Origin of the sequence: Synechococcus sp. JA-2-3B'a(2-13), from assembly GCF_000013225.1 — a bacterium.
Taxonomy (GTDB): domain Bacteria; phylum Cyanobacteriota; class Cyanobacteriia; order Thermostichales; family Thermostichaceae; genus Thermostichus.
In genome coordinates this window covers 87,851-110,689 of record NC_007776.1, presented here as the reverse complement: position 1 = coordinate 110,689, position 22,839 = coordinate 87,851, and the positions used below count along the sequence as shown (strand labels likewise).

Here is a 22,839-nt window from a genome sequence, read left to right as displayed (position 1 = left end):
AACAGGAAGGAGACAGCCGATGATCGCCACTCAAGTCTCTGCCCAAGAGTTGTTTCGGGCCGCCTATGAAAACCGCTACACCTGGGATCCCGCTTTCCCGGGCTACAGCGCCGAGGTCACCTATTGGGATGGGGAGCGCACATTCGTTGGGCAGGTGCGAGTGGGGGCAGACCTAAAGGCCACCGTTACGGGCGTAGAAGATGAGGAAGCTCGAAAAGCCATTCACAACCAACTCTGGGAGATTGCCATTCACCGGGTGCGCCGCAGCTTCGACGAGACCCATGGGAACAACACCTTCCGTTACGGCCAAACCCTGCCCGATGGCACAGTAGAGATCCTGGTGGGGGGCAAAGCCGAAGGGGATCGCTACCACGTGCGCGATAACCAGGTTACCATGGTGCATCGGCATATCCACGGAGTGGTGGTTACCATCCACACCTTCAGCAGCCACGATACCGGCGAAGGCTATCTTTCCCACCGCTACGATTCCGTCTATCACGATCCCCAAACGGGCGAGCAAAAAGGCGGGCGCAGCCAATTCGAGGATCTGTATACAAAAGTGGGCAAGTATTACATCCTCTCGGAGCGGCGTATCCAGACGGAGACGGAAACCGGCCCTGTGGAGAAGCGCTTCACCTTCAGCAACTTGACCTTGCTGGACACTGGGGCGTGAGCGACCCGGCATTGACCCCAGCAGGGTAGGGGGCCAGCTCTCCCGTTCGTCACTGTTGGGCAGCTACCGGGAGGCTGAGTTCACGCCCTTCTTGGCGGCCAAGCCTTTCTCGATAACGGGAAAGCCAGTCTGTAGGCTTTCAAGCTTTGTTGCAGAACGATCCTCCCGGTTAGAAAAAGCAAGAGAGCCTGAGCTATGCTTTGAATATTCTCCCGCCTGCGATTGGCATGGACAACACCACAGCAAAACCTGACCCGGATGCCGAAGCCCCCATTGGTGCCCCTGACCTGATCATTCGCCCCGCCCAACTGGGGGATCTGGAGGCTGTGGAAGAGATTTTGGCGCAAGCCTTTGATGAAGAGTACAGCAGCCGCTCGGTGGATATTCGTCGCCAAGTGCGGCGGTTGCGCCAGTGGTATGGGCCCCTGAAAACCCTGACCCTGTTTCCCAATCGCTTTCAGCACATGTTTACAGTGCATGTGGCGGAGCTGGAGGGCAAGATTCAGGGAGTGATTCAGGTTTCTCCCTTCAACCATTCCCGCAGCACCTGGCGGGTCGATCATATCGCAGTGGCGCCCTCTGCCCAGCGACAGGGGGTGGGATCCCGGCTGCTCAAGCACTGCATGGAGCACTTTCGGGAAGCTCGCACCTGGATCCTGGAGGTGAACATCCACAACAAAGGGGCAATGGCGCTCTACCGGCGCAACGGCTTCCAACCCTTGGCTCAGATCACCTACTGGTCGATTCCAGCCGATATTCTGGCAGCTCTCAGCCAGCACGAGCCCAAATTGCCCAACCTGGTGCCGGTGACCAACCGGGATGCCTATGCCATCTACCAACTGGATACGGGATCCATGCCGGCCACTGTGCGCCAGGTGTACGACCGTGAGGTGAACGATTTTCGCACTAGCCCACTGGATTGGCTTTTGGAGCAGGCCAAATGCGCCATTAGCCAGACGGAGCGGGTGGAAGTGTGTGTTTACGAGCCCGAACGCAAAACCGCCATCGGCTACTTCAACTTGAAGTTGGATCGCACCGGGCAGCAACCTCATGTGGCCAAGCTTACGGTTCACCCTGCCTACACTTGGCTTTACCCCGAACTCATGGCCAAGATGGCCCAGCTTACTCAGGCTCATCCGCCGCAATCTCTGGCCTTGGCCTCCACCGATTACCAGCCGGAACGGGAGGAGTTCTTGCTGAAGCTGGGAGCCCAGGATGTAGAGCGGACGTTGCTGATGTCGCGTTCGGTGTGGCACAAAATCCGCGAAAGCCGCCTCTTTACCTGGGATAGTGCTTATCTCAACGCGATGCTGCGGGGATTACAGGTGAAGCAGCCAGTGCCGGAGCGGTTTGAGGGGCCGCCGGAGGGCTGGGTAGAGCACCACTTTCATCCCATCAGCCCAACCGAGCCGGATCCCAGCTCTGGTCGCATCAGCGGTGTGGAGTCTTCACCAGGGCTCTCCAGAGACTCCCAATCTGAGGCTTCTCCACCCCCTAGCTGATCGCGTCAGGGAGAGAAAACCCCAATCCCGGCTTGCTTGCACCTTGCGAAAAACGGATGAAAGACCCGAAGGGCAATTCTACTGCGGATCCCTCTTGGCGGGCGCTGATTCAGGCGGCACTGCACCGTAACCGTAGCGATCCCAGTGTGCGGTATTTGCAATTGGCCACGGTGGATCCCCAGGGGCATCCGCGCAACCGCACGGTCGTTTTCCGGGGGTTTTTGGGCGATACCGACCGCATTCAATTGGCGGTGGATAGTCGCAGCGAGAAGATCCGACAAATTGCCCACTGCCCCCAAGCCCAGATCTGCTGGTATTTCTGCAAAACCCGCGAGCAATTCCGCATCGCTGGCACCCTTGAGGCCATCGCCGCGGATCATCCGGATCCCCAAGCCCAGCGCCAGCGGCAGCAGTTGTGGCAACAGATATCGGAAAAAGGACGGCTCCTCTGGTTTTGGCCGGAACCCAAAGGGCCGCTCGCCCCGCCAGAGGCTTTTATCCAGGAGTTGCCCAAAGAGAAAGATCTGCTGCCTCCGCAGACCTTTGTGGCTTTACTGCTGGAGCCAACGGAGGTGGATCACCTACAGCTTAAGGGGGATCAGATCTATCCCCAATTGCGGACGGTGTACGAGCGCACTTCCAAAGGGTGGCAGCGTCGGGCCGTGAATCCCTGAAGGCGATCCAAACTTGCTTAGCCTGGTCTGGAGTGGGGGATCCCTTATTCCTTGTTCCTCCAAAGCACAGGGAATAGAGGAATGGACGTGTTAACGTAGCTGAACGATCGTGTTCTGCACGGTGGGGGCGTTATCCTCTGATGGAACTCTGTACGCGTATGGCTGGTCTATCAGGGGTAGGGCAGCAGTTGATGCCTTTTGTCTAACTCGACACGTATCACTTTGGCTTGCAGTGGTCTCGATGTGCGTCTTGATCTGCTCATTCGCTCAGGCTGTTGCCTCTTTTTTCGCCGGCGGCCCATTGCTGAACAGAGCTTTGAGGGGCAAGGGATCCCTAGTGTTGTCTGTCGCTTTGGTTGGGGTAGGGGTTCTTGTGCAGGGATTGAGAGCACAAACTCTGGAGAAACCGATGCTGGAAGCCTTGGAAGATTCTGTTGAGGGGAATGTTGTCCCTGTTCTGCACTCAGAACCTGCCTTGCCCCCCCAGGCTGTCCCCACCTCCGCCCGTACGGGACCCTTTCGGGTCGGCAATCGCACGCCCCATCCGGTTCGGCTGGTGATCTTGATGCGCAGCGGCGAACGGATGATCAATCCGGAAACGGCCCACTGGGACTTTGCCCCTGGAGAGGGGGGGAGCGAGGGATTGCTGCTGAGCTTGGGAGAGGAACCGCTGCAAATCGGCCCCGGAGACATTGTGGTGGCTTTCGCCCTGGATGGAACCCGCCGCTATTGGGGGCCCAATGTGGTGGGAGAGTCTCTGGCCCCGTTTTGGGATGGGGAGAGCGGCTCCTGGTCGATGATCTTGCAGCCTTAGGGTGCTCCCCCTTTGGCCCAGAAGAGTGAGGAATGGAGAAGTTGCCCCAGAGGAGTTTGAGGTGACCGCTGCAAATGTCCAAGCTGCGCGCGGAGCATGACTCTAGTCAATAATAAGCTCAACTATACTGAAAATAATGTATAATATGTTCAGTACGGATTACTACCAGTTGATCTTTCTGTTTACTTTCGAGTCTGCCAACATGGTAGCCAAAGCAAAGCAGAAAATTGGTAGTAAGACGACACGGAAACTGCGCTTTGGGTATTCTACTCAAAGCTTTGCGGGATACCGCCATTCTGTTTGGAAACAAACAGAATGCTATCGCTGCATAGTTGAACAGTGATGTTCAGCAGTGTTCAGCGTAAATGTATCAGGATCCAAGCAACAGAACATTTTGAGAACAGTCTCCAAACCATAGTCATTTCAAGCTAGATTGAGACACTCCCCAAGCGCTCTGTGCCGCTGCCGCGACCAACCCCAGCTCTTCTCCCAGAGAGAGAGGGAAGTTAGGGAACAATGCAACAGAAATGTTTCATTCCTGTTTAATAATGACTACACAAGTGGCTGCGCAGTTTATAGCTCTGTAGGGTGTTGGCCAGCAGCATCGTTACCGTCATCGGCCCTACGCCTCCCGGTACGGGCGTGATGGCAGCGGCCAACTCTTTGACCGCTTCATAGTCCACATCTCCCACCAATTGCTCGGCTCCGGTGGGGGTCTCGATGCGGTTGATGCCAACGTCGATGACCACCGCGCCGGGTTTCACCATGTCTGCCCTCAATAGGCGGGGGCGGCCCACGGCCATCACCACAATGTCGGCGGCGCGGGTCACTTCTGCCAAGTCGGGGGTGCGGGAGTGGGCTAGGGTGACCGTCGCATCGGCGGCCAACAACATCAAGCTCAAGGGCTTGCCCACCAAGATGCTGCGACCAACCACCACTGCCTTTCGGCCTGCAATCGGGATCCCTTCTGCTTGCAACAGGCGCATCACGCCCAAGGGGGTACAACTGCGTAGGCCGGGCTCGCCGCGCAACAGCCGGCCCAGGTTGAGGGGATGGAGTCCATCCACATCTTTGTCGGGATTGATGGCCAGAAGGGGGGGGATGGGATCCCAGCCGGGGGGCAGGGGCAGTTGGACGAGGATGCCATCCACCCGCTCGTCCTGATTGAGTTGGTCGATGGTGTCGAGCAAATGGGCAGGGGAGTCTTGGGCGGAAAAATGTCGGCCAAAAGAAGCAATGCCCAACCGCTCACAGGCCCGCTCTTTGCCACGCACGTAAGCCGCACTGGCGGGATCCTCTCCAACCCGCAGCACTGCCAATCCCGGTGGCCGCCCCACCTGGGGTATCCAAGCTTGCACTTGGGCGGCCATCTCCGCTTGCAAGCGGGCGGCTAAGGCTTTGCCATCGAGGATCTTTGCGGGCATGGGGGCGCAAGGATAAAGACAACCATCCAACGACCATCCATAGTGAAGCAGAATGGCGACAGCAGTGCAGGGGGAATGATCAGGTGGGATCCCTATGATTCGGGCAGGTCTTCTTCCTCTTGGCCCAATTGCTCGATGATGATCTCCACCTGCTGCCGCTTTTGCTCTAAAAAGTCCGCGCAGGTTTTCAGGGTTTGGGCGGCCTGTTGAAAGCGCTCCACCACTTCTGCCAGATCCAGTTCCCCCGATTCAATCTGGGCAATCAAAGTTTCCACCTCGGCAATGGCTGCTTCATAGCGCCACGGCTCCTCACGTTTGCGGCGGCTCATGGCTCTCCTCTACTCGTACCCATAGGCTTCCCGAGGCCAGTTGTATCATCAGGCGGGTTTGGGGAGGCAGGCGATGGGTGCGGATCAGGGATCCCTCTTCATCTCGCACCAAGGCATAGCCCCGTTTCAGAATGGCTTCGGGATCGAGCGCTTGGAGGCGATCTTGCAGGGCCTGTTGGTGCTGTTGGCGTTGCTGGAAGCGATGGCGCACGGCTTGGAGCAGGCGATGTTGGTGTTGGGTCAAGCGATCCTGAGCCTGTTGCAACAGCCGCTCTGGATGCACGTAAGCCAGGTGGTGTTGGGCCTGCTGCAAACGCTGCTGGGCCCTTTCCAAAGCTTGGCGAGTGCGTTCGATCAACTTCTGGCGCAACTGGGATCCCTGACGCTGCAATTCCCCCAGATCCGGCACGATCCGCTCGGCAGCTGCCGTTGGGGTATGGGCGGCGTAGTCGGCAGCGTAGTCAGCCAGGGTTTCATCCCGCTGGTGGCCAATCCCGGTGACCACCGGGATCCGACATTCGGCAATGGCTCGCACCACCCGCTCATCGTTAAAACAGGCCAAATCTTCGCTGGCTCCACCGCCCCGCGCCAAAAGAAGCACTTCCGCCCGCCCATCCTGTTCCACCCGGCGAATGGCCCGCACAATTGATTCCGGGGCCGCCTCCCCTTGCACTTGAGCTGGGGAGAACAGCACCCGTAGCCCGGGGTAGCGCTGGTTGAGGGTGCGCCGAATATCTCCCCAGCCGGCAGCGTGGGGGGAACTGACGACGGCAATGCACTGGGGATGAACAGGCAGAGGTCGTTGGTTGTCGAACAAGCCCTCGGCACTGAGGCGGGCCTTGAGCTGTTGAAATCGCAACGCCAACAGCCCTTCCCCGGCAGGCAGCAATTGCCAGATGACGAGGCGATAATGGCTGCCGCCGCTATAGATGCCAAGTTGCCCAAGGGCAAGCACCTGTTGCCCCACTTCCGGCCAGAAACTGAGCCGGGAAGTTTGGCTCTGCCAGACCACCCCCTTGAGAACGTCGCCGGTTTCCGGATCGGTCAGGGTCAAGAACAGGTGGCCATTGCGGTTGCGCTGGCAACTGGATACTTCCCCGCTCACCCACAGCCTGGCCAAGTAGGGATCCCCGGCCAGCAGCGATTTCAAATAACGGGACACTCCCCCCACCGAGAGCAGGGGAGCTTCATCCGTGAGCAAAAACTCCATCCCACTGCTGCGGGCGGCTAAAGTCACTTGTAAACTACCCGACCCTGACTACTTCGCAGTACAGGGCGGGCTTTCGGTAGCCCTGCAGTTGGCAAGCCAACCACGGACCTCTAGGCCGGTTTACGGCAGCCCCAAGTTTAGCAATCATGTTGGCTCCATTCCAGTCCGCATCCCCTTCCCATCCACAGTGCCCACACTTAAACTGCTTCCCACTGCGATAGGATTGCGTAGGATCGGGATGGATGTGCAAACACCGGTGGCAGGTCTGCGACGTGTAGGCAGGCGGGACCAGTACTACAGACACTCCGGCGATGGCAGCCTTGTAGACCACAAACATCCTAAGCTGGTAGAACGCCCAGTTATTGGTTCTGCGGCGCTCAGCTTTGCTGCGTGGCTGTTGATTGACCCTTTCCCGGATCCCTGTCAGGTCTTCCAGGGCAATAGCGCTGTTTGTGGTCTTTGCCCTAGAGACAATAGCTTTAGAGATGCGATGATTGACCCACGTTTGAAAGCGTCTTTCCTTGCCAGACAGCCGTTGCAGCAGTTGACGGCATCTGCGCCGCGAACTGCGTGTGCCCTTACTGGCTTTGCGTTGGAGTACCGCCCTCAACCGGGAGTAGTGGTCTCGTACCTTGTTTAACTGCTGTCCATTCCAGTTCTTCCCCTCTGAGGTATGAGCAATATCTATTCTTCCCAAATCCACCCCGATCACCTTGTCGGTATCTTGTTGCTTGGGTGGTTTTTTCTCTACGCAAATCTGGATGTAGTAGGAGCCATCTTTGCGCTTGACCAGGGTGGCAGATTTGGGGTTGGAACCAGCCAGCATCCCACGCTGGTAGTTGCCAATGGCCAGTTCAAAGCGTTCTCTCCCTTCCACCGTGGTCAGCGACACCGTCCAGTCTTTTTGACGGAACGAAAAGATGCGAGCGTCGTAGGTAACAAAGCCGCTCTTAAACTCCTTGACGGGACGCTTTTTCTGCTTAGCCACTTTGCGGGAACCCGCTACCCGTCTGCACACCTGTTGGTCGCGTAAGCGGGACGTAGTCCTTGCCAAGTTACTGGACAAGCCAAACCGGGCTCGAATCTCGTAGTAGCAAAGGGATTGGAGTTTGACTGCGTTGACTACTTTTTCTGGTGTGTTTTGGTTGACCCAGTTCAATGCCTGTACAAAGGCATCCATCGTCGCGTCCAATTTGGCGGCTTGCGACGGGGACACCTTGAGCTTACAGGATATGGTCAGGACTTGGCTCATAAGTTCATTGTACTTCATCAAAGCGCATTCCTCCCGACACCGACCCTACGGGTACAGTGCGGGGCTCCTGCGATTTCTAGCTGAAGGGACAGGATCGCGCATCCAGGGTTCTCGAATAGCGATGGGACTTGTCGGGATCCCATCTAGAATAGGCGACAACCGGGCGAGAGAGGAGGTGAGCTGGCGGGTGACCTTCGCCCAGTGGCTGGGGCTAGGGGCGCTGTTGGGCCTGCTAGTTCTGCTTTGGCAGATCCGGCAGATCCTGCTGTTGGTGTTCGCGGCCATTGTGTTGGCAGTAGCATTGGATACCTTGGCCCAGATCCCACAGCGCTACGGCTTTCGGCGTGGCCCCTCAATTGTCATCACCAGTTTGACGGTTTTGGTGGCCGCGATCTTGGTGGGGCTAATCGTGGTGCCCCCCCTGGCGGAGCAGTTGCGGTGGCTGTTTACCGATGGGGTGCCCGCCGGGATCGTGCAAGCGCAGCGGCTGTTCGAGAGCTTGATTCTCTCTTTGCCGACGGATATTGAGCTGCCGACGCTGCGGGAATTGGCCAATAGCTTGGTGCCCCAGGCCACCGAGTTGGTGCGACAGGTGCGCGACTTTTTCTCCGAGTCCTTCACTGCCTTTTTTGGCACCCTGCTCAACCTATTGTTTGTAATCATCCTCACCATTTTGTTGTTGGCGGATCCCCAAGCCTACAGTCGCGCTTTTGTCTCGGTTTTCCCGGCCTTTTACCGTCCCCGCATTCGCTACATCCTCAAGCGCTGTGAGCTGGCGCTGCGAGGGTGGCTGATGGGGATCCTCTTCACCAGCACCTTGGTGATGCTGCTGAGTGGGATCGGGCTGTGGATTTTGGGGGTGCCCCTGATCTTGGCCAATGCGGTGCTGGCGGGATTGTTCAACTTCATCCCCAATATCGGCCCCACCTTAAGCGTGGTAGCCCCCATGCTGGTAGCCCTCACGGATGCCCCTTGGAAGTCCTTGGCAGTGCTGGGGCTGTATATCCTGATCCAGCAGTTGGAAAGCAGCGTCTTCACCCCCATCGTTATGTCCCGACAGGTGTCGCTCCTGCCCGCCCTAACCCTAGTAGCTCAAGTTACTTCAGCCTTTTTCTTTGGGGTGCTGGGCCTGTTCCTGGCCGTGCCTTTGGCGGCAATCCTGCAGGTGTGGATTCAGGAGGTGCTAATTCGGGATGTCCTGGATCCCTGGCAGGGATCCCGATTGCGGCCCTTGCTCAGGTTGGAAAGTGGAGAGAATGGGATCCAGAGCTCCACCCAGGATCCCATCCCGCCGCCGCAATCGGTGCGAGATGGTTAAGGGAGCAATGCTCCTGACTTGGCTCAGCCACACCAGCCTAGCTACGCGACCAAGAGAGCAGAAAGCGGTTCTTGCCCTGAAGGACTTGACCGGTATAAAGGCCCCGCACCGCTATCGCGAGCGAGAATCCAACAAGCGGCAACCGTGCGCCCAGGCAGAGGGGCATTGGGAGAACAGTGAGACCTACGGCCCGCTGCGCGAAGGGCATTCTATCAACTTTCTATCAACTCAAGGACTCCGTCCCGCTATTGCTCACCTGGCAAGGCCGGACTGTGGAGTCCCGGCGGGAAAAGCCGCAACCCCTGCTGGCGCACTCGCCGCTCCTGGAAAGGGATAGGGGTCACGCGCGGCAAAGGCGTAGCCACAGGCTGGGGAGTTGAAGTGGGCACAGCTTGCGGAGAGGGCTCTGGGCTGGGCTCAGGCGTAAGCTCAGGTTCGGGAGTGGCTACTACGGGCGGTGGCGTTGGAACAGCCGGGATCCCCTCTGGTGTCGGACGGGGGCGGCCCAGTTGAAAGCGCGGCTGGCGACGAGGTGCAAGCGTGGGCGTCGCCTCTGGCGTTGGAGTCGGAGTGGGTGTGGGCGTGGGCGTCGGGCTGGGTGTTGGCGTCGGAGTAGGAGTGGGCGTGGGCGTCGGGCTGGGTGTTGGCGTCGGAGTAGGAGTGGGTGTGGGCGTCGGGCTGGGTGTTGGCGTCGGAGTAGGAGCGGGCGTGGGTGTCGGAGTTGGCGTTGGCGTCGGAGTAGGAGTGGGCGTCGGAGTAGGAGTGGGCGTGGGTTCTGGAGTCGGGGTGGGCTCCGGTGTCGGAGTTGGGGTAGGGGTGGGCTGGGGCTGGACGATGGCCAGGGCCTCTTCGGCTTTTAGCTCCCCCCGAACCAGCTTGGAGAGGGTGTCTTGGCCGCCAGGGGTGTAGGTGATCTCGCGGGCGGCGCTGTTGAACACATTGCGGATGGGATCCCCTTTGCTGTCCACCAGTTCCAGCACCATCACATTGCGACCGGGCCTGAAGCCCTTCAGATAAAAAGACTCCCAGCGATCCAGCAGGCCAGATTGGCCGTTGAGGGTGTAGCGGATCCGCCAGTCCCGTGGCAAGTCACTCAACAGGCTCTCCCGCACTGGGGCATTGGCCAGCCAGAAATCCACCAAGATTGGCTCGGCCCCGTAGCTGCCTGTGGGGCGGTTGTAGGTGAGCAGGGGCAGTTGCGGCTGTGGCACGTACTCGGGGGTGGGAGCTAGCACGTGGAAGCTAACCTGGGCATAGGCTTCAGAGTTTTTGAAGCTCTCGTGCCAGGGTTTGCCGGCAAACACCCGCAGAGTATGGGATCCCGGCTCCAAATCCTTGAAAACGAGGGGAGCATCGGCATCGTAATGGGCGATGTAGGGCCGGTTGTCCAGCACCACGTGCAGATGAGGGCCAAGACCCAATTGCGGATCTTTGAAAAGTGGGTACCCTTGCACCGCGAAGCGAACGGTTACCTGCCGCTCTGGCAACACCTCACCTGGCTTGGGGCTGAGGATCTGAACTTGCGGGCGACAATACTGCAAATGGGCATCCAGCTTGGCAATCTCCGGGGGAACCGGCACGCGCTCTAGCTGGGGAAGCTGTTCCTGCGGGGGTTTAGGCGGGGATCCCCCACAAGAGGCCAAAACGAGGGCGGTCAACAGACAGATCCACCATCTCAACAACCCCCACCTTCTCAACCTGGCATTTCCCGCGTGTTCTTGCATGAGCCTTACATCCCAATGCTCTTTGTATCCTGCCGAGCCGCAGACAAGCCATCCCCACATTACCAGCATGTGTCCTTTGGGGAAGATCCCTTCCCCCGCCCTAGAATGGGATCAACTGGCCTGGCTCAAGCCGGGTCGGAGACACTTTTGAGGTCGTGTATGGCTCTGTTGGCGATAACAGCTCTTGCGGGCATGGATCTGGCCCAGTGGCAAGCTCTGCTCAACAACGTGGCGTTTGCCATTTCTCTGGGGGCCATGCTGTTCTACTGGGGTGGGGCAGCTTTTCCCCAGATGCAGCTTTTGGCCGAATTGGGCCTAGCGGGGATGATCGGGGCAAACTTGACGATGGCCGCCCTGTTGACGGCCCGCTGGATCGATGCAGGCTACTTCCCCTTGAGTAATCTGTACGAGTCTTTGTTTTTCCTGGCCTGGGGGATCACCGCTTTGCACCTGCTGGCCCTCCACTGGAGCCGCAGCCGCTGGGTGGGGGTCATGACTGCCCCAGTTGTAACCGGGATCGTAGCCTTTGCTGCCTTGGTGCTGCCGGAAGATATGCAGGTAGCCCAGCCCCTCGTGCCGGCTTTGCAATCCAACTGGCTGATGATGCACGTGACTGTGATGTTGCTGGCCTACGCGGCGCTGCTGGTGGGATCCCTTCTCTCCATCAGCTTTCTCATCGTCACTCGCGGTCAGGAAGTGCATCTCAAGGGCAACTCCCTCGGCCTGCAATTTCGCCCTCCCCAACCCCAAACCCATCCCGAATGGGCGGAAGCCACCCTGCCTTCCCCGGCTTCAGAACTGGCCTACGCCGGCCTCCGCTCCCCCCGTCCTGCCCCCTCGTCGGCTGAACTCCCCCCCCAACCGGCCCCCGAAGGGATCCCCTGGCAACGGCTGAGCCTGGCAGAAATCTTGGACAACACCAGCTACCGGCTGATCGGGCTGGGGTTCCCCCTGCTCACCATCGGCATTATTGCCGGCGCCGTTTGGGCCAACGAAGCCTGGGGTACCTACTGGAGCTGGGATCCGAAAGAAACCTGGGCTTTAATTACCTGGTTGGTCTTTGCCGCCTATTTGCACGCCCGCATCACCAAAGGCTGGCAAGGCAGACGCCCCGCCCTCTTGGCCAGCTTGGGTTTTGGAGTGGTTTGGGTATGTTACCTGGGGGTCAACTTTCTGGGCAAAGGCTTACACAGTTATGGCTGGTTTTTCTGAGGGAATTTTTCTCAAAAACCGGCCCGAGTTTATGGGTATTCTGGTGCTGGCAAGCCGTAGTGGATCCCTTCGAGGAGAAAAACGATGCGACTGTTCAACTACCTGATCTTGTTTTCAGCCCTCCTGGCCATTGCCCTCTTTGCCATGCAAAACGCCACCCCGGTCACGGTTACTTTTGCCCCCGGCGTCAGCGTTGAAAGCCCTCTGGTGATGGAACTTCTGGCATCTGCCGGGATTGGGGCCGCCCTCGCCTGGCTGTATAGCCTCTGGATGCGCGTACAGTTCAGCATCGAAGCCCGGGAAAAAAATCGGCAACTGCAGGAGAAGGAGGTCACCATCACCGAACTCAAGGAAATGGTGGTGGAGCTGGAAGCCAAAGTGAAGCAACTGCCCCCCAGCAAGCGCGCCGAACCCCAAGAAGACATCCAGGACGTAAAAGAAGTGGCCACTGAGGGATCCCCTGCCTAGAATCTCCAGGTTGACCCACAGGCCGTTGAGGTAGAATTGAACTTCTGCTTGCCCACTAGCTCATACTTCCTATGCAGGTCACACAAGAAAAACGCCCTGGCAGCCGGGTTGGCCTCAAAATCGTGGTAGAAGCCGACCGGGTGAAGCGCTCCTACGAAAAAACCTTGCGTCAACTGGAGCAGAATATCCAAATTCCGGGATTCCGCAAGGGCAAGGCCCCCCGCAATCTTGTTGTGCGGCAGGTGGGCCGCGAGCGCATCCTGGCCAGTGCTGTCGATGACCTAATCAACGAGGCCATTCAACAGGCTTTCAAGGAAGCTCAGCTCACCCCCATCAGTCGGTTCGAGCTGGATGACGAGGTGGGGCAGCTCTTGGCTCAGTTCAACCCCGAAGCAGACTTCAGCTTCTCAGGATATGTTGAGGTGTACCCCGAAGCCCGCGTTGGCCAATACAAAGGGCTGACCGTTACGGCAACCCGTGTTGACGTCAAGCCTGAGCAAATTGACCAGCTCATCGACCGATGGCGGGATCAGCGGGCCACCCTCTTGCCGGTAGAAGATCGGCCTGCTCAGTTGGGGGATGTGGTGGTGATCGATTTTGCAGCCCGCGATGCAGAAGGCAATCCCCTCGACGAGATGACCACCCAGGACTTCCAGCTGGAACTCAAGGAAGACAACTTCATCCCCGGTTTTGTGGCGGGCATCGTGGGCATGCAGCTCGACGAAACCAAGGAGATCGCAGCCACCTTCCCCGACGACTACTTCAGAAAAGAGTTGGCCGGGAAAACGGTTACCTTCATCGTCTGCCTGAGGGAGATCAAGGCCAAAGAGCTGCCCGAATTGGATGATGCCTTTGTGCAAGAGATCAGCAGCTTCCAAACGGTAGCCGAGTTGCGGGAACACCTGCAAAAGCGCCTCGAACAGGATGCCCTGAGACAATCCGAGGAGAACCTGGAAACCGCCATCCTCAACGCCATCTTGGAGACTACTGAGGTGGATTTGCCGGAAACCCTCATCGAACAAGAAACGACACAACTGCTGGCCCAGAGTCTCCAGGCCCTGCGGCAGGAAGGCATCAAGCCGGGGGAGCTCCGTAAGTTCTTGTCCGAGTTGCCTCCCGAAACCCTCAACCAGTTGAAAGAGCGCCACCGACCCGAAGCCATCGACCGGCTGCGGCGCACCTTGGCCCTGAGCGCCATCGTTCGGCAAGAGCAAATTGCCGTAGGTTCCACGGAGTTGGACGTGGAGGTGGAAGAGGTGATGGCGGCCTATGCCCAGCAAGGCCAAAAGCTGGATCGGGAACGAGTACGCCAAGCCGTCTATGAAAGCTTGCTGACCAACAAGGTGATGGCTTGGCTGAAGTCTCAGACCACAGTCAACTGGGTCGATAGCGAGGGGAATCCAACCCAGGCGCCCACTTCTTTGGCAGGCTCGGAGGAGAAGGTTGAAGTGCCAGAGGCCGAGTTTGAGGCCGATGAGCCAGAAGCAGAGGTATCTGGGATCCCTGAGGCAGTTGAATCCTCATCAGAGACGGCTACGGGGGCGGAAACGGATGGAGAAGCTGCAGCTGCGGAAGCCGAGCCAGCTACAGAAAAGGCTGTAGAAGCATCCCCTGCTGAAACCGTCTCAGCCTCTGCGGCAGAGGCAACGCTCCCAGTTGAGGAGAAAGCGGCAGAGACCGCTACAGAGATCCCGGCAGCAGAAAAGCCCAAGCCAAGCAAAAAGGACAAAAAAGGCAAGTAAACTACCCGACACCCGCGCTACGCGCAGGGTGCGGGCTTTATCCCAATCCCCAGCGGCCCCAGAGGACAGCTAAGTTTCGGAATTTCAGGCGAGTTTACAGTCGCCCCAAGGAGAGAGATTACTTGAGCAGCGTTATGGTCAGCATCCCCTTCCCACCCGCAGTGTCCACACTTGAACGACTTACCATTGCGGTAGGACTTACCCCGCTCAGGGTGGATGTGCAGGCATTTGTGGCAGGTCTGACTGGTGTAGGCAGGCGGCACCAGCACCACAGGTACTCCAGCAATGGCAGCCTTGTAGGCTACAAACATCCTGAGCTGGTAGAACGCCCAGTTGTTAGTCCTGCGCCGCTCAGCCTTACTTCGAGACTTCTGATTCAGGCAATCTCTGATGCCTGTCAAGTCTTCAAAAGCCAGTGCCGCACCAATAGCCTGGGCATCCCTGACCAAGGTTTTGCTGATGTTATGGTTCAGCCATGTCTGGTAGCGCCGTTCTCTCCCAGAGAGCCTTCTCAGCAGCCTCCTAGAGCTGCGAGTGCGTTTGGATTGAACCTTGGCGCGTACACGGCTGAACCGGTCACGGACGGCCTGGATGTGTTCTCCACTCCAAGAGCGTCCATTGCTAGCGGTGGCGATATCTCGCCTGCCCAAGTCAACTCCGATTACCTTGGGAGTTTTGCCGGTTAGGGGAGTATCCAGCTCAACAGCAATGTTGATGTAGTAGTCCCCTTGCTTGGTCTTGGACAGAGTAGCGCTGGTGGGCGTTTGCCCCCGCAGCAAAGCGATTTGATAACCGCCAATCTTGAGCTTGAGCCAAACCCGTCCGCTCATCAGGGTCACGCCCACGGCCTGGTCGGACTCTCGGTACTTAAAAGTACGAGCGTCCAAAGTCAGACTGGTGGGGCGGAACTTGTGGACTTGCTTCACCGCCTTGGCATTGCTAATCACCCGACGGAGCGCCTGACAGACGTGGTTGGCTTTCAGCCCCGTTGCTGCCCTTACCGGTCGATAGACCAAGTGGTGCAGCTTAGCGGTGTTCCAGCAGTTCTTTTGTTTGGCGGTGTCGAGAATCTGGTTGCAAGCATTCGCAAAGCCCTGCAAAGTGCGGTCAATTTCTTGACGCAACTCTTGTGGGACTATCAGCTTGCAACGTACAGAGATAGTCTGGCTCATGGGATTATTGTAGTTTATCCAGACTTTTGACCGGCAAACCTATATAGAGGAGGGCTTTCCTCCCGACACCAAGCCTGCGGCTATGGTGCGGGCCTCCAGCCCGAAAATTTGGTGAATGCGCTGGGGATTTTCTGGCTGAGGGCATTTCCTTCAAAAGCAAGGGGGCGCAGCCCCTAGTGTTCCAAGTCGCAAAAAATAGATATCTACCACTGCTGGCAGTGGCAAAGGGGAGCGTTTAGGGTTTATCCTATTCGCAACATCTGCGAGAGGGCAGGCTGCCATGAAGGGATTTGCGCGCGTACTTGGGGCTTGGGGGATCCTCACCCTGATCGCCGGGATCTCGCCCGGCAGCGCTGTGGGCCAATCGGCCTTGCCTCCTGTGCCCATCATGCCCTCGGATCCCCAAGGTTCGTTTCCCGATCCAGGGATCCCGGCAGCCCCTTCCCCTCCCCGTGAGCCGGTCGGGCTGGATCTCCGCCATCTAGTGGGATTGTTCATCAACGAGTCCTTGGGTGCAGGCAACCAAGCTGCCGCAGTCAGTTACAACGACCTCTACACCCGCCTGTTGGCCCGAAGCTACGGGGATCCCCGCCCCCCCATTGAGGTGGAGTACGAGTTCATTCAAGAGATCCTGCGGGAGTATGGGGATCCCGCCGATCGTTTCTGGGATCCGCAAGCTTTTAAGGACTTGCTCAACCGTCCTCGTCCTCCCGTACAAGCCCGCGGGATCGGCCCGCGCCAGGTTTACTTGGCTGTGCCGGATCTCACCCCGGCCACAGCTCAGCAAATCCGCCAAACCCTCTACACCCAAGACTACAGCCAGGGCATTGTCCTCGACCTGCGCGGCTCGGTGGGCTACAACCCCCAAGTGGTGGCCGATGTGGCGCGCCTATTTCTGCCCCGCTCCGTCCAGCCGCTGCTGATTACCGAAGACCGATTCGGGCAGCCCACCCTCTGGAACAGCGAAAATCTGCCCATTGCCGCCGGGATCCCGTTGGCCGTTCTCGTGGATGGTAACACCCGCCAGGGGGCCACCCTCTTGGCTGCCCAGTTGGGATCCAGCGGTAGCACCCTTATCTTGGGACAGCCCACCCAAGGCAGCGAGCGACAAACCCGCTTCTTTGCTCTCCCCTCCGGCGCGGCGGTGGAACTGGCCGTGGCCACCTGGAAGACAGGAGATGGTCGCTCTTTGGAGCGGGGTCTGGTGCCCTTGCAGACCGTGGAAGGAGATGACAATGCTTGGCTGAATGCCGGCCTGCAAGCGCTGGCCTTGCCCCCCCGGCGACCCACCCTGCCCCCACGGCCTACAGTGCTGGTGCAAGAGGGTCGAGTCGGTCGCTTTGAGCTGGGCATGGATACCCGCAACGTGGATACCCACCTGCTGGGCAATGTCGATCAGATCCCAGCGGCCTCCGGAGCTAATGTGTTTCAGCCCAACAGCGACTTGAAGATCTTTTACCTGCAGGACTACATCCTCTTCACCTACCGTCATCCGGGCATTGTGGATAGCTTTTTCGCCAACCGCATCTACACCACCCACCCGGAAGCCATGACCGGCGAAGGGATCCGCATCGGCTCCACCTACTCGGAAGTGATCGCCGTTTACGGTGGGCCCGGCGAGAACGGCTACAACGAGGTGGTGCCCTATCCCAAGGGGAGCCGAGAGTATCTGCGCGACGACCGCTACTACGTCAACTACGATGCCCTGGGCCTGGCCTTTGCCTTTGAGGTGGGATCCAACCAGGTCACGGCCATTGGCCTGTTCAAGCCGGGGAGCTGAAGGCGAGGGCAACTGGGGAATCTCTGTTGGCTTGCCAGAGGGTTCGGGGATCCCGCCCATCTCCACGTTGTCCCCTGCCGGAGAAAAGTTAATCGATTGTTAATCTTTTTGTCCTGATCTCTCAACATCGCCCGGAGCGATGCGGTAGATTAGTGCAGCAACCCCCGCAAAGGGGATTTTTTGTGCCATCTACGGACTGTAGGAGAAGCTCTTGGCAAACGTCGTGGTTGTCGGTGCCCAGTGGGGCGATGAAGGAAAAGGGAAGATCACCGACCTCCTCAGTGAAAAGGCCCATGTGGTCGTCCGCTATCAAGGTGGGGTGAATGCAGGGCATACCCTGGTGGTGGGGGGCCAAACCTTCAAGCTACACTTGATCCCCTCTGGCATTCTCTACCCCGACAAACGCTGCATCATCGCCAGCGGCACGGTGATCGATCCCGAGGTTCTGCTGGCCGAGATCGACCAACTGCATCAATTGGGCATTTCCACCGACAACCTGTTCATTGCCGAAACGGCCCACGTTACCCTGCCCTACCACCGGGTCATTGACATCGCAGAAGAGGAGCGGCGTGGCATTTACCGGCTGGGCACCACCGGTCGGGGCATTGGCCCCACCTATGCCGACAAGGCCGAGCGCATGGGCATTCGCGTCGTGGACTTGATGTACCCTGACCAGCTGCGGGAGCGCCTCAGTTGGGCCATTCCCTACAAAAATGTCTTGCTGGAAAAGATCTATAACTTGCCGCCCTTGGATCCCGAGCCAATTATCGAGCAATACCTGGCCTATGCCGAGCGGCTGCGCCCCTATGTTACCGACGCTGCTCTGCTTCTCACCCAAGCCATCGAAGATCGGGAGAACATCCTGTTTGAAGGGGCTCAAGGCACCCTGTTGGATCTCGACTACGGCACCTACCCCTACGTCACCTCCTCCCATCCCATTGCCGGTGGCGCTTGTATTGGCGCTGGGATCGGCCCCACCAGCATTGACCGGGTGATCGGGGTGGCCAAAGCCTACACCACCCGCGTTGGCGAAGGCCCTTTCCCCACCGAGCTCAAAGATGAGATCGGGGCGTACCTGGGGGCAACCGGTGCTGAATTTGGCACCACCACAGGGCGACAACGGCGCTGCGGCTGGTTTGACGGGGTAATTGGGCGCTACGCGGTGCGAATCAATGGCCTAGACTGCCTGGCCATCACCAAACTGGATGTGCTGGATGGCTTGGATGAGATCAAGGTGTGCGTGGCCTACGAGTACCAGGGGCGGGAAATTCGTCACTTTCCCAGCGATGCCCGGGTTTTCGCCCAGTGCAAACCCATCTACGAAACCCTGCCGGGCTGGAAATGTTCCACCAAAGATTGCCGCTCCATCCAAGACTTGCCCCCCGAAGCCCATGATTACCTGAAGTTTTTGGCACAGTTGATGCAGGTGCCGATTGCCATTGTTTCTCTGGGGGCCAGCCGCGACCAGACGATCATTGTCGAAGATCCCATCCACGGCCCCAAGCGGGCCCTTCTCTACCCCAATGGTGGCAAGCGCGCCCACGCCCTCATGCCCGACTGAGTGGGCTCAAGAACAATTGGGAACAAGGGCAATCATAGGGCAATCATTAACAATGTAGTGATCAAATGCTCAGTAATGATCAATGTGAGTTAAGTTATGGTCATTTCAGGTTAGGGTGAAACGCCTAAGCTACGGAGAAAAGCCTTCCGGCCCTGTGCGTTCAACGTCTTAGGTGTGGATGCAGTGTCCTAGTTTATAGTCATTTAAGAGGGAATAAAACTGTTCCGTTGTCTTGCTTCCCAGCTCCTCACTGCCGAGCGAATAGGAAGCGTCTTAATCTAACTTGAAATGACTCTAATGGTTTGAGAAAAACAATATTGCCGCAGTTGGGCCAGTTCTACCTCACTGAGATCTTGCCACTGGCCAGGAGCAAGCCCCGCCAGAGAGAGGGGCCCCAGTCCAACCCGAACCAACCGCAAAGTTGGGATCCCAACAGCGGCAGTCATGCGGCGCACCTGGCGATTGCGACCCTCCCGCAGCGTCAGTTCCAGCCAGGTGGTGGGGATGGAGCGGCGAAAGCGGATGGGGGGATCCCGTGGCGGCAGGGTGGGTTCCTCAGCCAAGACTTTGACCTGGGCCGGGCGCGTTTTTCGCCCTTGGATGATCAGCCCCTGTTGCAGCTGTTGCAGGGCTTGGGGGGTGGGGATCCCTTCCACCTGAACCCAGTAGATGCGCTCATGGCCGAACTTGGGGTCGATCAAGCGGGCATTGAGGCGACCATCATCGGTCAGCAGGAGCAGCCCTTCGCTGTCGCGATCCAGTCGCCCCACCGGATAAACCCTGGGCACCGGGATAAAAGACTGGAGGGTGGGCCGTCCCTCTCGATCGGTGAATTGGGTGAGCACGCCATAGGGCTTGTAGAACTTGAGATAGCGCATGACACACAAAACAACAAAACTGTGAACCCAACCTTTCCAATCTTTAAGATTTGGCAGAAAGATTTGGCAGAGCGGCTTCAACGGTAAGATCAAGCCTTAAGGAGCAATATCCCTCCATCGCCAGCAGCGTTTGACGGAGCTCAACCCATGACCATAGACAACAACTTACTCTGGGTTTTGGTTGGAACAGCAGGGCTCTCTCTCCTCAGCCTGGTGTACGTGCTGGTGGATGAGGGCAACAAACGTCGCCGCTACGAACAGCAAAAGGAAAAAGAAGCTGCTCAGCCACCTGCGGTTGTTCCTGCAGAAGAAGCCGGGATCCCAGCTGCACCTCCTCCTTCTGCTCCTGAACCTGTTGCTGCTCAGCCCGCTTCAGCGCCACACACTGCTGACGGGTTCCCAGAAGCGTCGCGTAGCGATGACGAGGAGCCAGAAACCTCCCCGGAAGCGGTTCGCGCCAGCAGGACAGAGTCCTTGCCCAGCCCTGAGGACTCTGCTCTCCCCAAGGAGCCGGATACAGGGCCTGACCCCGCAGAGGAAATGCCGAAAGATACCCCATAACAGTTTTTTTCGGTTCTGGGGAAGTTCTGGGGATAGATGGGATCCCCATCCCGCAAGAGGGGAGCTTCATGCCCTCATCAGGGTTTGCTCTCCGTAGCGCAGCATCATCTCCAAAGCCGCGAGACGGTTGCCCCAAACTTGAACTCGATAGGGGTTGCGCAGAGATTCCAGCCGCATCCAAGTGGCAAGATTGGTTTTCAAGTTGCCCAGTTGCTGACGGGCTTGTTCCAGGGCTTCCGGGGTGGGATCCGCTGCCAAGGCCGCCAGGGATCCCTGCACCCGCTCTATTTGCTCCATCCATTGGCTGTGCTCCCACAACCCCAACCGTTTCTGCTCGAGCAAAAACATCCACTCCTGCCGCAGCGCCTGGAAGCGATCCCGAACAGCCCCAAAGGGATCCCGATAGGGAATGCGAGTCGAGGCAATGGCGGAGGACCTGAGGATGGCTTCCAGCTCTGGGGTAAGCTGCCGCACCGAGAATAAAGCAAACCCCCCGGTGGGCAAATCCCGCACCACCTGCAGTTGATCCAAGAACTCGACGGGCGGCAAGTTCAACAAATTAAGGCTGGGGACGAAGAGGGTGGAGAAGCGGCTGACAATTTCCAAATTGGGCTGCACCAGTTGCGCCAAACGCCGTGTATTGCCCGCATAGGTGAGGGGGATCAACAAATCCAGCTCCCCTGCCTGGATCCACTCTTCCCAGTTCTGCTGCAGCCTTTGCAGGCGCTCCTGCTTGGGCAGAGCATAGACAGCTGCCGAGAGGATCACGCGCGGGTTGAGGGAGCGGGCGGTGCGGGCAATGGCCTCCACCACCTCGTTCACCTGCTGGGTGCGGTAGCGGGTCCACAACTGCCAGAGGGAGCGATCCCTCAAGGGATCCAACTCCAGCGGATCGACGCCGGACAACTGCTGAAACCCCTGACGAGCGGCCCGACCGAAGCCAAACACCTGGCGGCTGGCAGCGTTTTGGAAGGGATAGCGGATGTAGTCCAGGTGGATCCCGTCTACCTGGTAGTCTTGCACTAGCTCGCGGGTAAGAGCCAGGAGATAGCTGCGCACCTGCGGATTGGCTGGGTCTAGCCAGGTTTCCGGCTGCCCGCGCGGGAACAGACGGCCACGATTGTCCAGATTGGCCCAATCGGGGTGAGCCGTCAGCACCGGGCCGATGTAGTCTTGGGGCAAGTTGATCTCCGGCAGCAGATTGTGGCGGGTGTTGCCCACCGCAAGAGTCCAAATCCAAGCGTGCAATTCGAGGCCCCGCTCATGAGCCAAGCGCACCGCCGCCCGCAAGGGATCCCGGCCACGGGTGAGGGGGTTCTGTTGGGGGGCGACGCGGCTGGGATGAATGGCAAAGCCAGCATTCATCGTCTCGAAAAAGACGGTGTTGAGGCCAGCCTGAGCCAGGCGATCGAAAATCTGAGCCAGCCCTGCCTCAGAGCCTGCCTCGACAATGGTGCTCCGATCCAGCCAAATGGCCCGTACCTCAGACAAAGCCGTCAACCGATCCACCGGGTAGTGGGCCCACAGATCCGCCCGTGCCTGTTCAAAAGCCTGCCGCGCCTGCTCGTATTGCCCTGCCTCCACCCAGGCCGGTAGCTGTTGCAACACGCTGCGGGCTTGCTCCAAAATGGGCTTGTACTCGGCTGCTTCTACCCCCCCTTGAGTGGCCCGAGCCAGCAACAGGGATCCCTCTACCCGACCCAGCAAGCTCCCCAGCTCTTGGCGCATGGCCAGCAACTCCAGGGTGTTGATGGTGCTCCGCACCGCTGGCAAAGGGGATGGGGTGGCAGCAGCCTGTCTGAGGGCAGCGAAACGGCCTTGGGCCCGGCGCAGAGCCGCTTGCAACCACTCCCGATCCAACTGCGCCGTCTCCTCGGGAAACTCCCCCCAACGCCAACCCAGGTACACACTCTGGCGGCTGGCAATCACCGCATAGGCATTGTCCCCCATGTCCACCTCTTCCCAGACGGCCACCAGACGACTTTCCGGGCCGGTGGGCAAGAGGGCTCCCCCGGCAACCACAAAGTGCTCCGCACCGCTGGCGCGATCGGCCGCCTGAACGCTGCGGGCCCATGCTTCAGCAAACTCTGTCAGGCGCACCGTACTGGCCAGAGGAATATCTCCGCTCCAGTAGGCGCCAATCAGGCTGCGTAAGGGATCCCGTGCCTCAGCAGGGATTTCCAGCGGGCCGCTGACGATCAACTGACCCCCTTCCTGTTGCATCCATTCGGCGAGAGCATGGGCTTGAGCAACGGTTAGGCGATTCACGTTTGGCAAAAAGACTGTGCTGCGCCCCCGCAAACCTGCTGGCTCGATCCCGTCGATCACCTGGTAGCTGAGGCCGCTCTGCTGCAGTTGCCGCTCGATATTGGCCCAGTTCTGCCCTGGCAAGCGTACCACCGTCAGAAAGTGCTCCGCAGCGGGGACAGCGCTTTGGCCGTGGGCAACCGGGGATCCCGTCCAAACCAGCAGACCCACCCAGAGGAAACCCAGACAAACTGCCAGGGGCTTGAAGGATCTTAAGATGAAGCCCCAGAAACGATCC

19 protein-coding genes are annotated in these 22,839 nt (G+C 58.7%); 11 read left to right on the top strand and 8 right to left on the bottom strand.

Annotation, left to right across the window (positions count from 1 at the left end; all coding sequences use genetic code 11):
- Positions 1-19 precede the first annotated feature (19 nt).
- The 4 genes from CYB_RS00440 (at position 20) to CYB_RS00425 (ending at position 3,663) form a co-directional block, all read left to right on the top strand.
- Positions 20-673, top strand: a complete 654-nt coding sequence (locus CYB_RS00440; protein WP_011431766.1) for a DUF3386 domain-containing protein — start codon at positions 20-22, stop codon at positions 671-673.
- Between the two features lie 227 nt (positions 674-900).
- Positions 901-2,175: a GNAT family N-acetyltransferase gene (locus CYB_RS00435; RefSeq protein ID WP_049749542.1), complete on the top strand. Its 1,275-nt coding sequence runs from the start codon at positions 901-903 to the stop codon at positions 2,173-2,175.
- Between the two features lie 56 nt (positions 2,176-2,231).
- On the top strand, positions 2,232-2,849 hold the full coding sequence (locus tag CYB_RS00430; RefSeq protein ID WP_011431764.1) for an Npun_F5749 family FMN-dependent PPOX-type flavoprotein: 618 nt from the start codon (positions 2,232-2,234) through the stop codon (positions 2,847-2,849).
- A gap of 340 nt (positions 2,850-3,189) precedes the next feature.
- Positions 3,190-3,663: a hypothetical protein gene (locus CYB_RS00425; RefSeq protein ID WP_187147250.1), complete on the top strand. Its 474-nt coding sequence runs from the start codon at positions 3,190-3,192 to the stop codon at positions 3,661-3,663.
- Positions 3,664-4,205: 542 nt separating this feature from the next.
- On the opposite strand, the gene folD is transcribed toward CYB_RS00425, so the two are convergent.
- The 4 genes from folD to CYB_RS00405 all read right to left on the bottom strand — a co-directional run bounded on the left by folD (position 4,206) and on the right by CYB_RS00405 (position 7,878).
- Positions 4,206-5,087: a bifunctional methylenetetrahydrofolate dehydrogenase/methenyltetrahydrofolate cyclohydrolase FolD gene (gene folD / locus CYB_RS00420; RefSeq protein WP_011431762.1), complete on the bottom strand. Its 882-nt coding sequence runs from the start codon at positions 5,085-5,087 to the stop codon at positions 4,206-4,208.
- A 92-nt stretch (positions 5,088-5,179) separates the two neighbouring features.
- Positions 5,180-5,416, bottom strand: a complete 237-nt coding sequence (gene xseB, locus CYB_RS00415; protein ID WP_011431761.1) for an exodeoxyribonuclease VII small subunit — start codon at positions 5,414-5,416, stop codon at positions 5,180-5,182.
- The gene (xseA, locus tag CYB_RS00410; RefSeq protein WP_238376834.1) at positions 5,397-6,653 is read right to left on the bottom strand and encodes an exodeoxyribonuclease VII large subunit; all 1,257 of its coding nucleotides are present in this window, start codon (positions 6,651-6,653) and stop codon (positions 5,397-5,399) included. Before xseA ends, xseB begins: the two co-directional genes overlap by 20 nt.
- Positions 6,654-6,660: 7 nt before the next feature.
- Complete coding sequence (locus tag CYB_RS00405; protein WP_011431759.1) at positions 6,661-7,878, bottom strand: RNA-guided endonuclease InsQ/TnpB family protein; 1,218 nt, start codon at positions 7,876-7,878, stop codon at positions 6,661-6,663.
- Between the two features lie 175 nt (positions 7,879-8,053).
- On the opposite strand from CYB_RS00405, the gene CYB_RS00400 reads away from it, so the two are divergent.
- The gene (locus tag CYB_RS00400) at positions 8,054-9,196 is read left to right on the top strand and encodes an AI-2E family transporter (RefSeq protein ID WP_238376832.1); all 1,143 of its coding nucleotides are present in this window, start codon (positions 8,054-8,056) and stop codon (positions 9,194-9,196) included.
- Positions 9,197-9,441: 245 nt separating this feature from the next.
- On the opposite strand, the gene CYB_RS15080 is transcribed toward CYB_RS00400, so the two are convergent.
- Complete coding sequence (locus CYB_RS15080) at positions 9,442-10,854, bottom strand: hypothetical protein (protein ID WP_187147249.1); 1,413 nt, start codon at positions 10,852-10,854, stop codon at positions 9,442-9,444.
- Positions 10,855-11,112: 258 nt separating this feature from the next.
- Here CYB_RS15080 and ccsB point away from each other — a divergent pair, with 258 nt between their 5' ends.
- The 3 genes from ccsB to tig all read left to right on the top strand — a co-directional run bounded on the left by ccsB (position 11,113) and on the right by tig (position 14,342).
- Entirely contained in the window at positions 11,113-12,132 is a 1,020-nt protein-coding gene (gene ccsB, locus CYB_RS00390; RefSeq protein ID WP_041436952.1) for a c-type cytochrome biogenesis protein CcsB, read from the top strand.
- 84 nt (positions 12,133-12,216) lie between these two features.
- Positions 12,217-12,600, top strand: coding sequence for a LapA family protein (locus tag CYB_RS00385; RefSeq protein WP_011431755.1), 384 nt, complete (start codon positions 12,217-12,219; stop codon positions 12,598-12,600).
- Positions 12,601-12,671: 71 nt separating this feature from the next.
- Complete coding sequence (gene tig / locus CYB_RS00380; protein ID WP_011431754.1) at positions 12,672-14,342, top strand: trigger factor; 1,671 nt, start codon at positions 12,672-12,674, stop codon at positions 14,340-14,342.
- 17 nt (positions 14,343-14,359) lie between these two features.
- Here the strand turns inward: tig and CYB_RS00375 are convergent, their stop codons facing one another.
- Entirely contained in the window at positions 14,360-15,514 is a 1,155-nt protein-coding gene (locus CYB_RS00375) for an RNA-guided endonuclease InsQ/TnpB family protein (RefSeq protein ID WP_011431753.1), read from the bottom strand.
- A gap of 280 nt (positions 15,515-15,794) precedes the next feature.
- On the opposite strand from CYB_RS00375, the gene CYB_RS00370 reads away from it, so the two are divergent.
- Complete coding sequence (locus CYB_RS00370) at positions 15,795-17,294, top strand: S41 family peptidase (protein ID WP_011431752.1); 1,500 nt, start codon at positions 15,795-15,797, stop codon at positions 17,292-17,294.
- Between the two features lie 211 nt (positions 17,295-17,505).
- Complete coding sequence (locus CYB_RS00365) at positions 17,506-18,855, top strand: adenylosuccinate synthase (RefSeq protein ID WP_011431751.1); 1,350 nt, start codon at positions 17,506-17,508, stop codon at positions 18,853-18,855.
- Between the two features lie 278 nt (positions 18,856-19,133).
- Here CYB_RS00365 and CYB_RS00360 read toward each other — a convergent pair whose 3' ends face one another.
- A complete protein-coding gene (locus tag CYB_RS00360) occupies positions 19,134-19,733 on the bottom strand; it encodes a pseudouridine synthase (protein ID WP_041436950.1) in 600 nt (199 codons plus the stop codon).
- A gap of 147 nt (positions 19,734-19,880) precedes the next feature.
- Between CYB_RS00360 and CYB_RS00355 the strand changes: the two genes are divergently transcribed.
- A complete protein-coding gene (locus CYB_RS00355; protein ID WP_011431749.1) occupies positions 19,881-20,294 on the top strand; it encodes a hypothetical protein in 414 nt (137 codons plus the stop codon).
- Between the two features lie 66 nt (positions 20,295-20,360).
- Here CYB_RS00355 and CYB_RS00350 read toward each other — a convergent pair whose 3' ends face one another.
- Positions 20,361-22,772 carry a glycoside hydrolase family 10 protein gene (locus tag CYB_RS00350; RefSeq protein ID WP_187147248.1) on the bottom strand — a complete coding sequence of 804 codons (2,412 nt, stop codon included), beginning with the start codon at positions 22,770-22,772 and terminating at the stop codon, positions 20,361-20,363.
- Positions 22,773-22,839 lie beyond the last annotated feature (67 nt).

Bases quoted from the DNA above. Each gene is read 5' to 3' on its own strand.
- CYB_RS00360 (WP_041436950.1), bottom strand. From the start codon at position 19,733: ATGCGCTATCTCAAGTTCTACAAGCCCTATGGCGTGCTCACCCAATTC.
- CYB_RS00435 (WP_049749542.1), top strand. From the start codon at position 901: ATGGACAACACCACAGCAAAACCTGACCCGGATGCCGAAGCCCCCATT.
- tig (WP_011431754.1), top strand. From the start codon at position 12,672: ATGCAGGTCACACAAGAAAAACGCCCTGGCAGCCGGGTTGGCCTCAAA.
- ccsB (WP_041436952.1), top strand. From the start codon at position 11,113: ATGGATCTGGCCCAGTGGCAAGCTCTGCTCAACAACGTGGCGTTTGCC.
- CYB_RS00370 (WP_011431752.1), top strand. From the start codon at position 15,795: ATGAAGGGATTTGCGCGCGTACTTGGGGCTTGGGGGATCCTCACCCTG.
- folD (WP_011431762.1), bottom strand. From the start codon at position 5,087: ATGCCCGCAAAGATCCTCGATGGCAAAGCCTTAGCCGCCCGCTTGCAA.
- CYB_RS00430 (WP_011431764.1), top strand. From the start codon at position 2,232: ATGAAAGACCCGAAGGGCAATTCTACTGCGGATCCCTCTTGGCGGGCG.
- CYB_RS00375 (WP_011431753.1), bottom strand. From the start codon at position 15,514: ATGAGCCAGACTATCTCTGTACGTTGCAAGCTGATAGTCCCACAAGAG.
- CYB_RS00355 (WP_011431749.1), top strand. From the start codon at position 19,881: ATGACCATAGACAACAACTTACTCTGGGTTTTGGTTGGAACAGCAGGG.
- CYB_RS00440 (WP_011431766.1), top strand. From the start codon at position 20: ATGATCGCCACTCAAGTCTCTGCCCAAGAGTTGTTTCGGGCCGCCTAT.
- CYB_RS00405 (WP_011431759.1), bottom strand. From the start codon at position 7,878: ATGAGCCAAGTCCTGACCATATCCTGTAAGCTCAAGGTGTCCCCGTCG.
- CYB_RS00385 (WP_011431755.1), top strand. From the start codon at position 12,217: ATGCGACTGTTCAACTACCTGATCTTGTTTTCAGCCCTCCTGGCCATT.
- xseB (WP_011431761.1), bottom strand. From the start codon at position 5,416: ATGAGCCGCCGCAAACGTGAGGAGCCGTGGCGCTATGAAGCAGCCATT.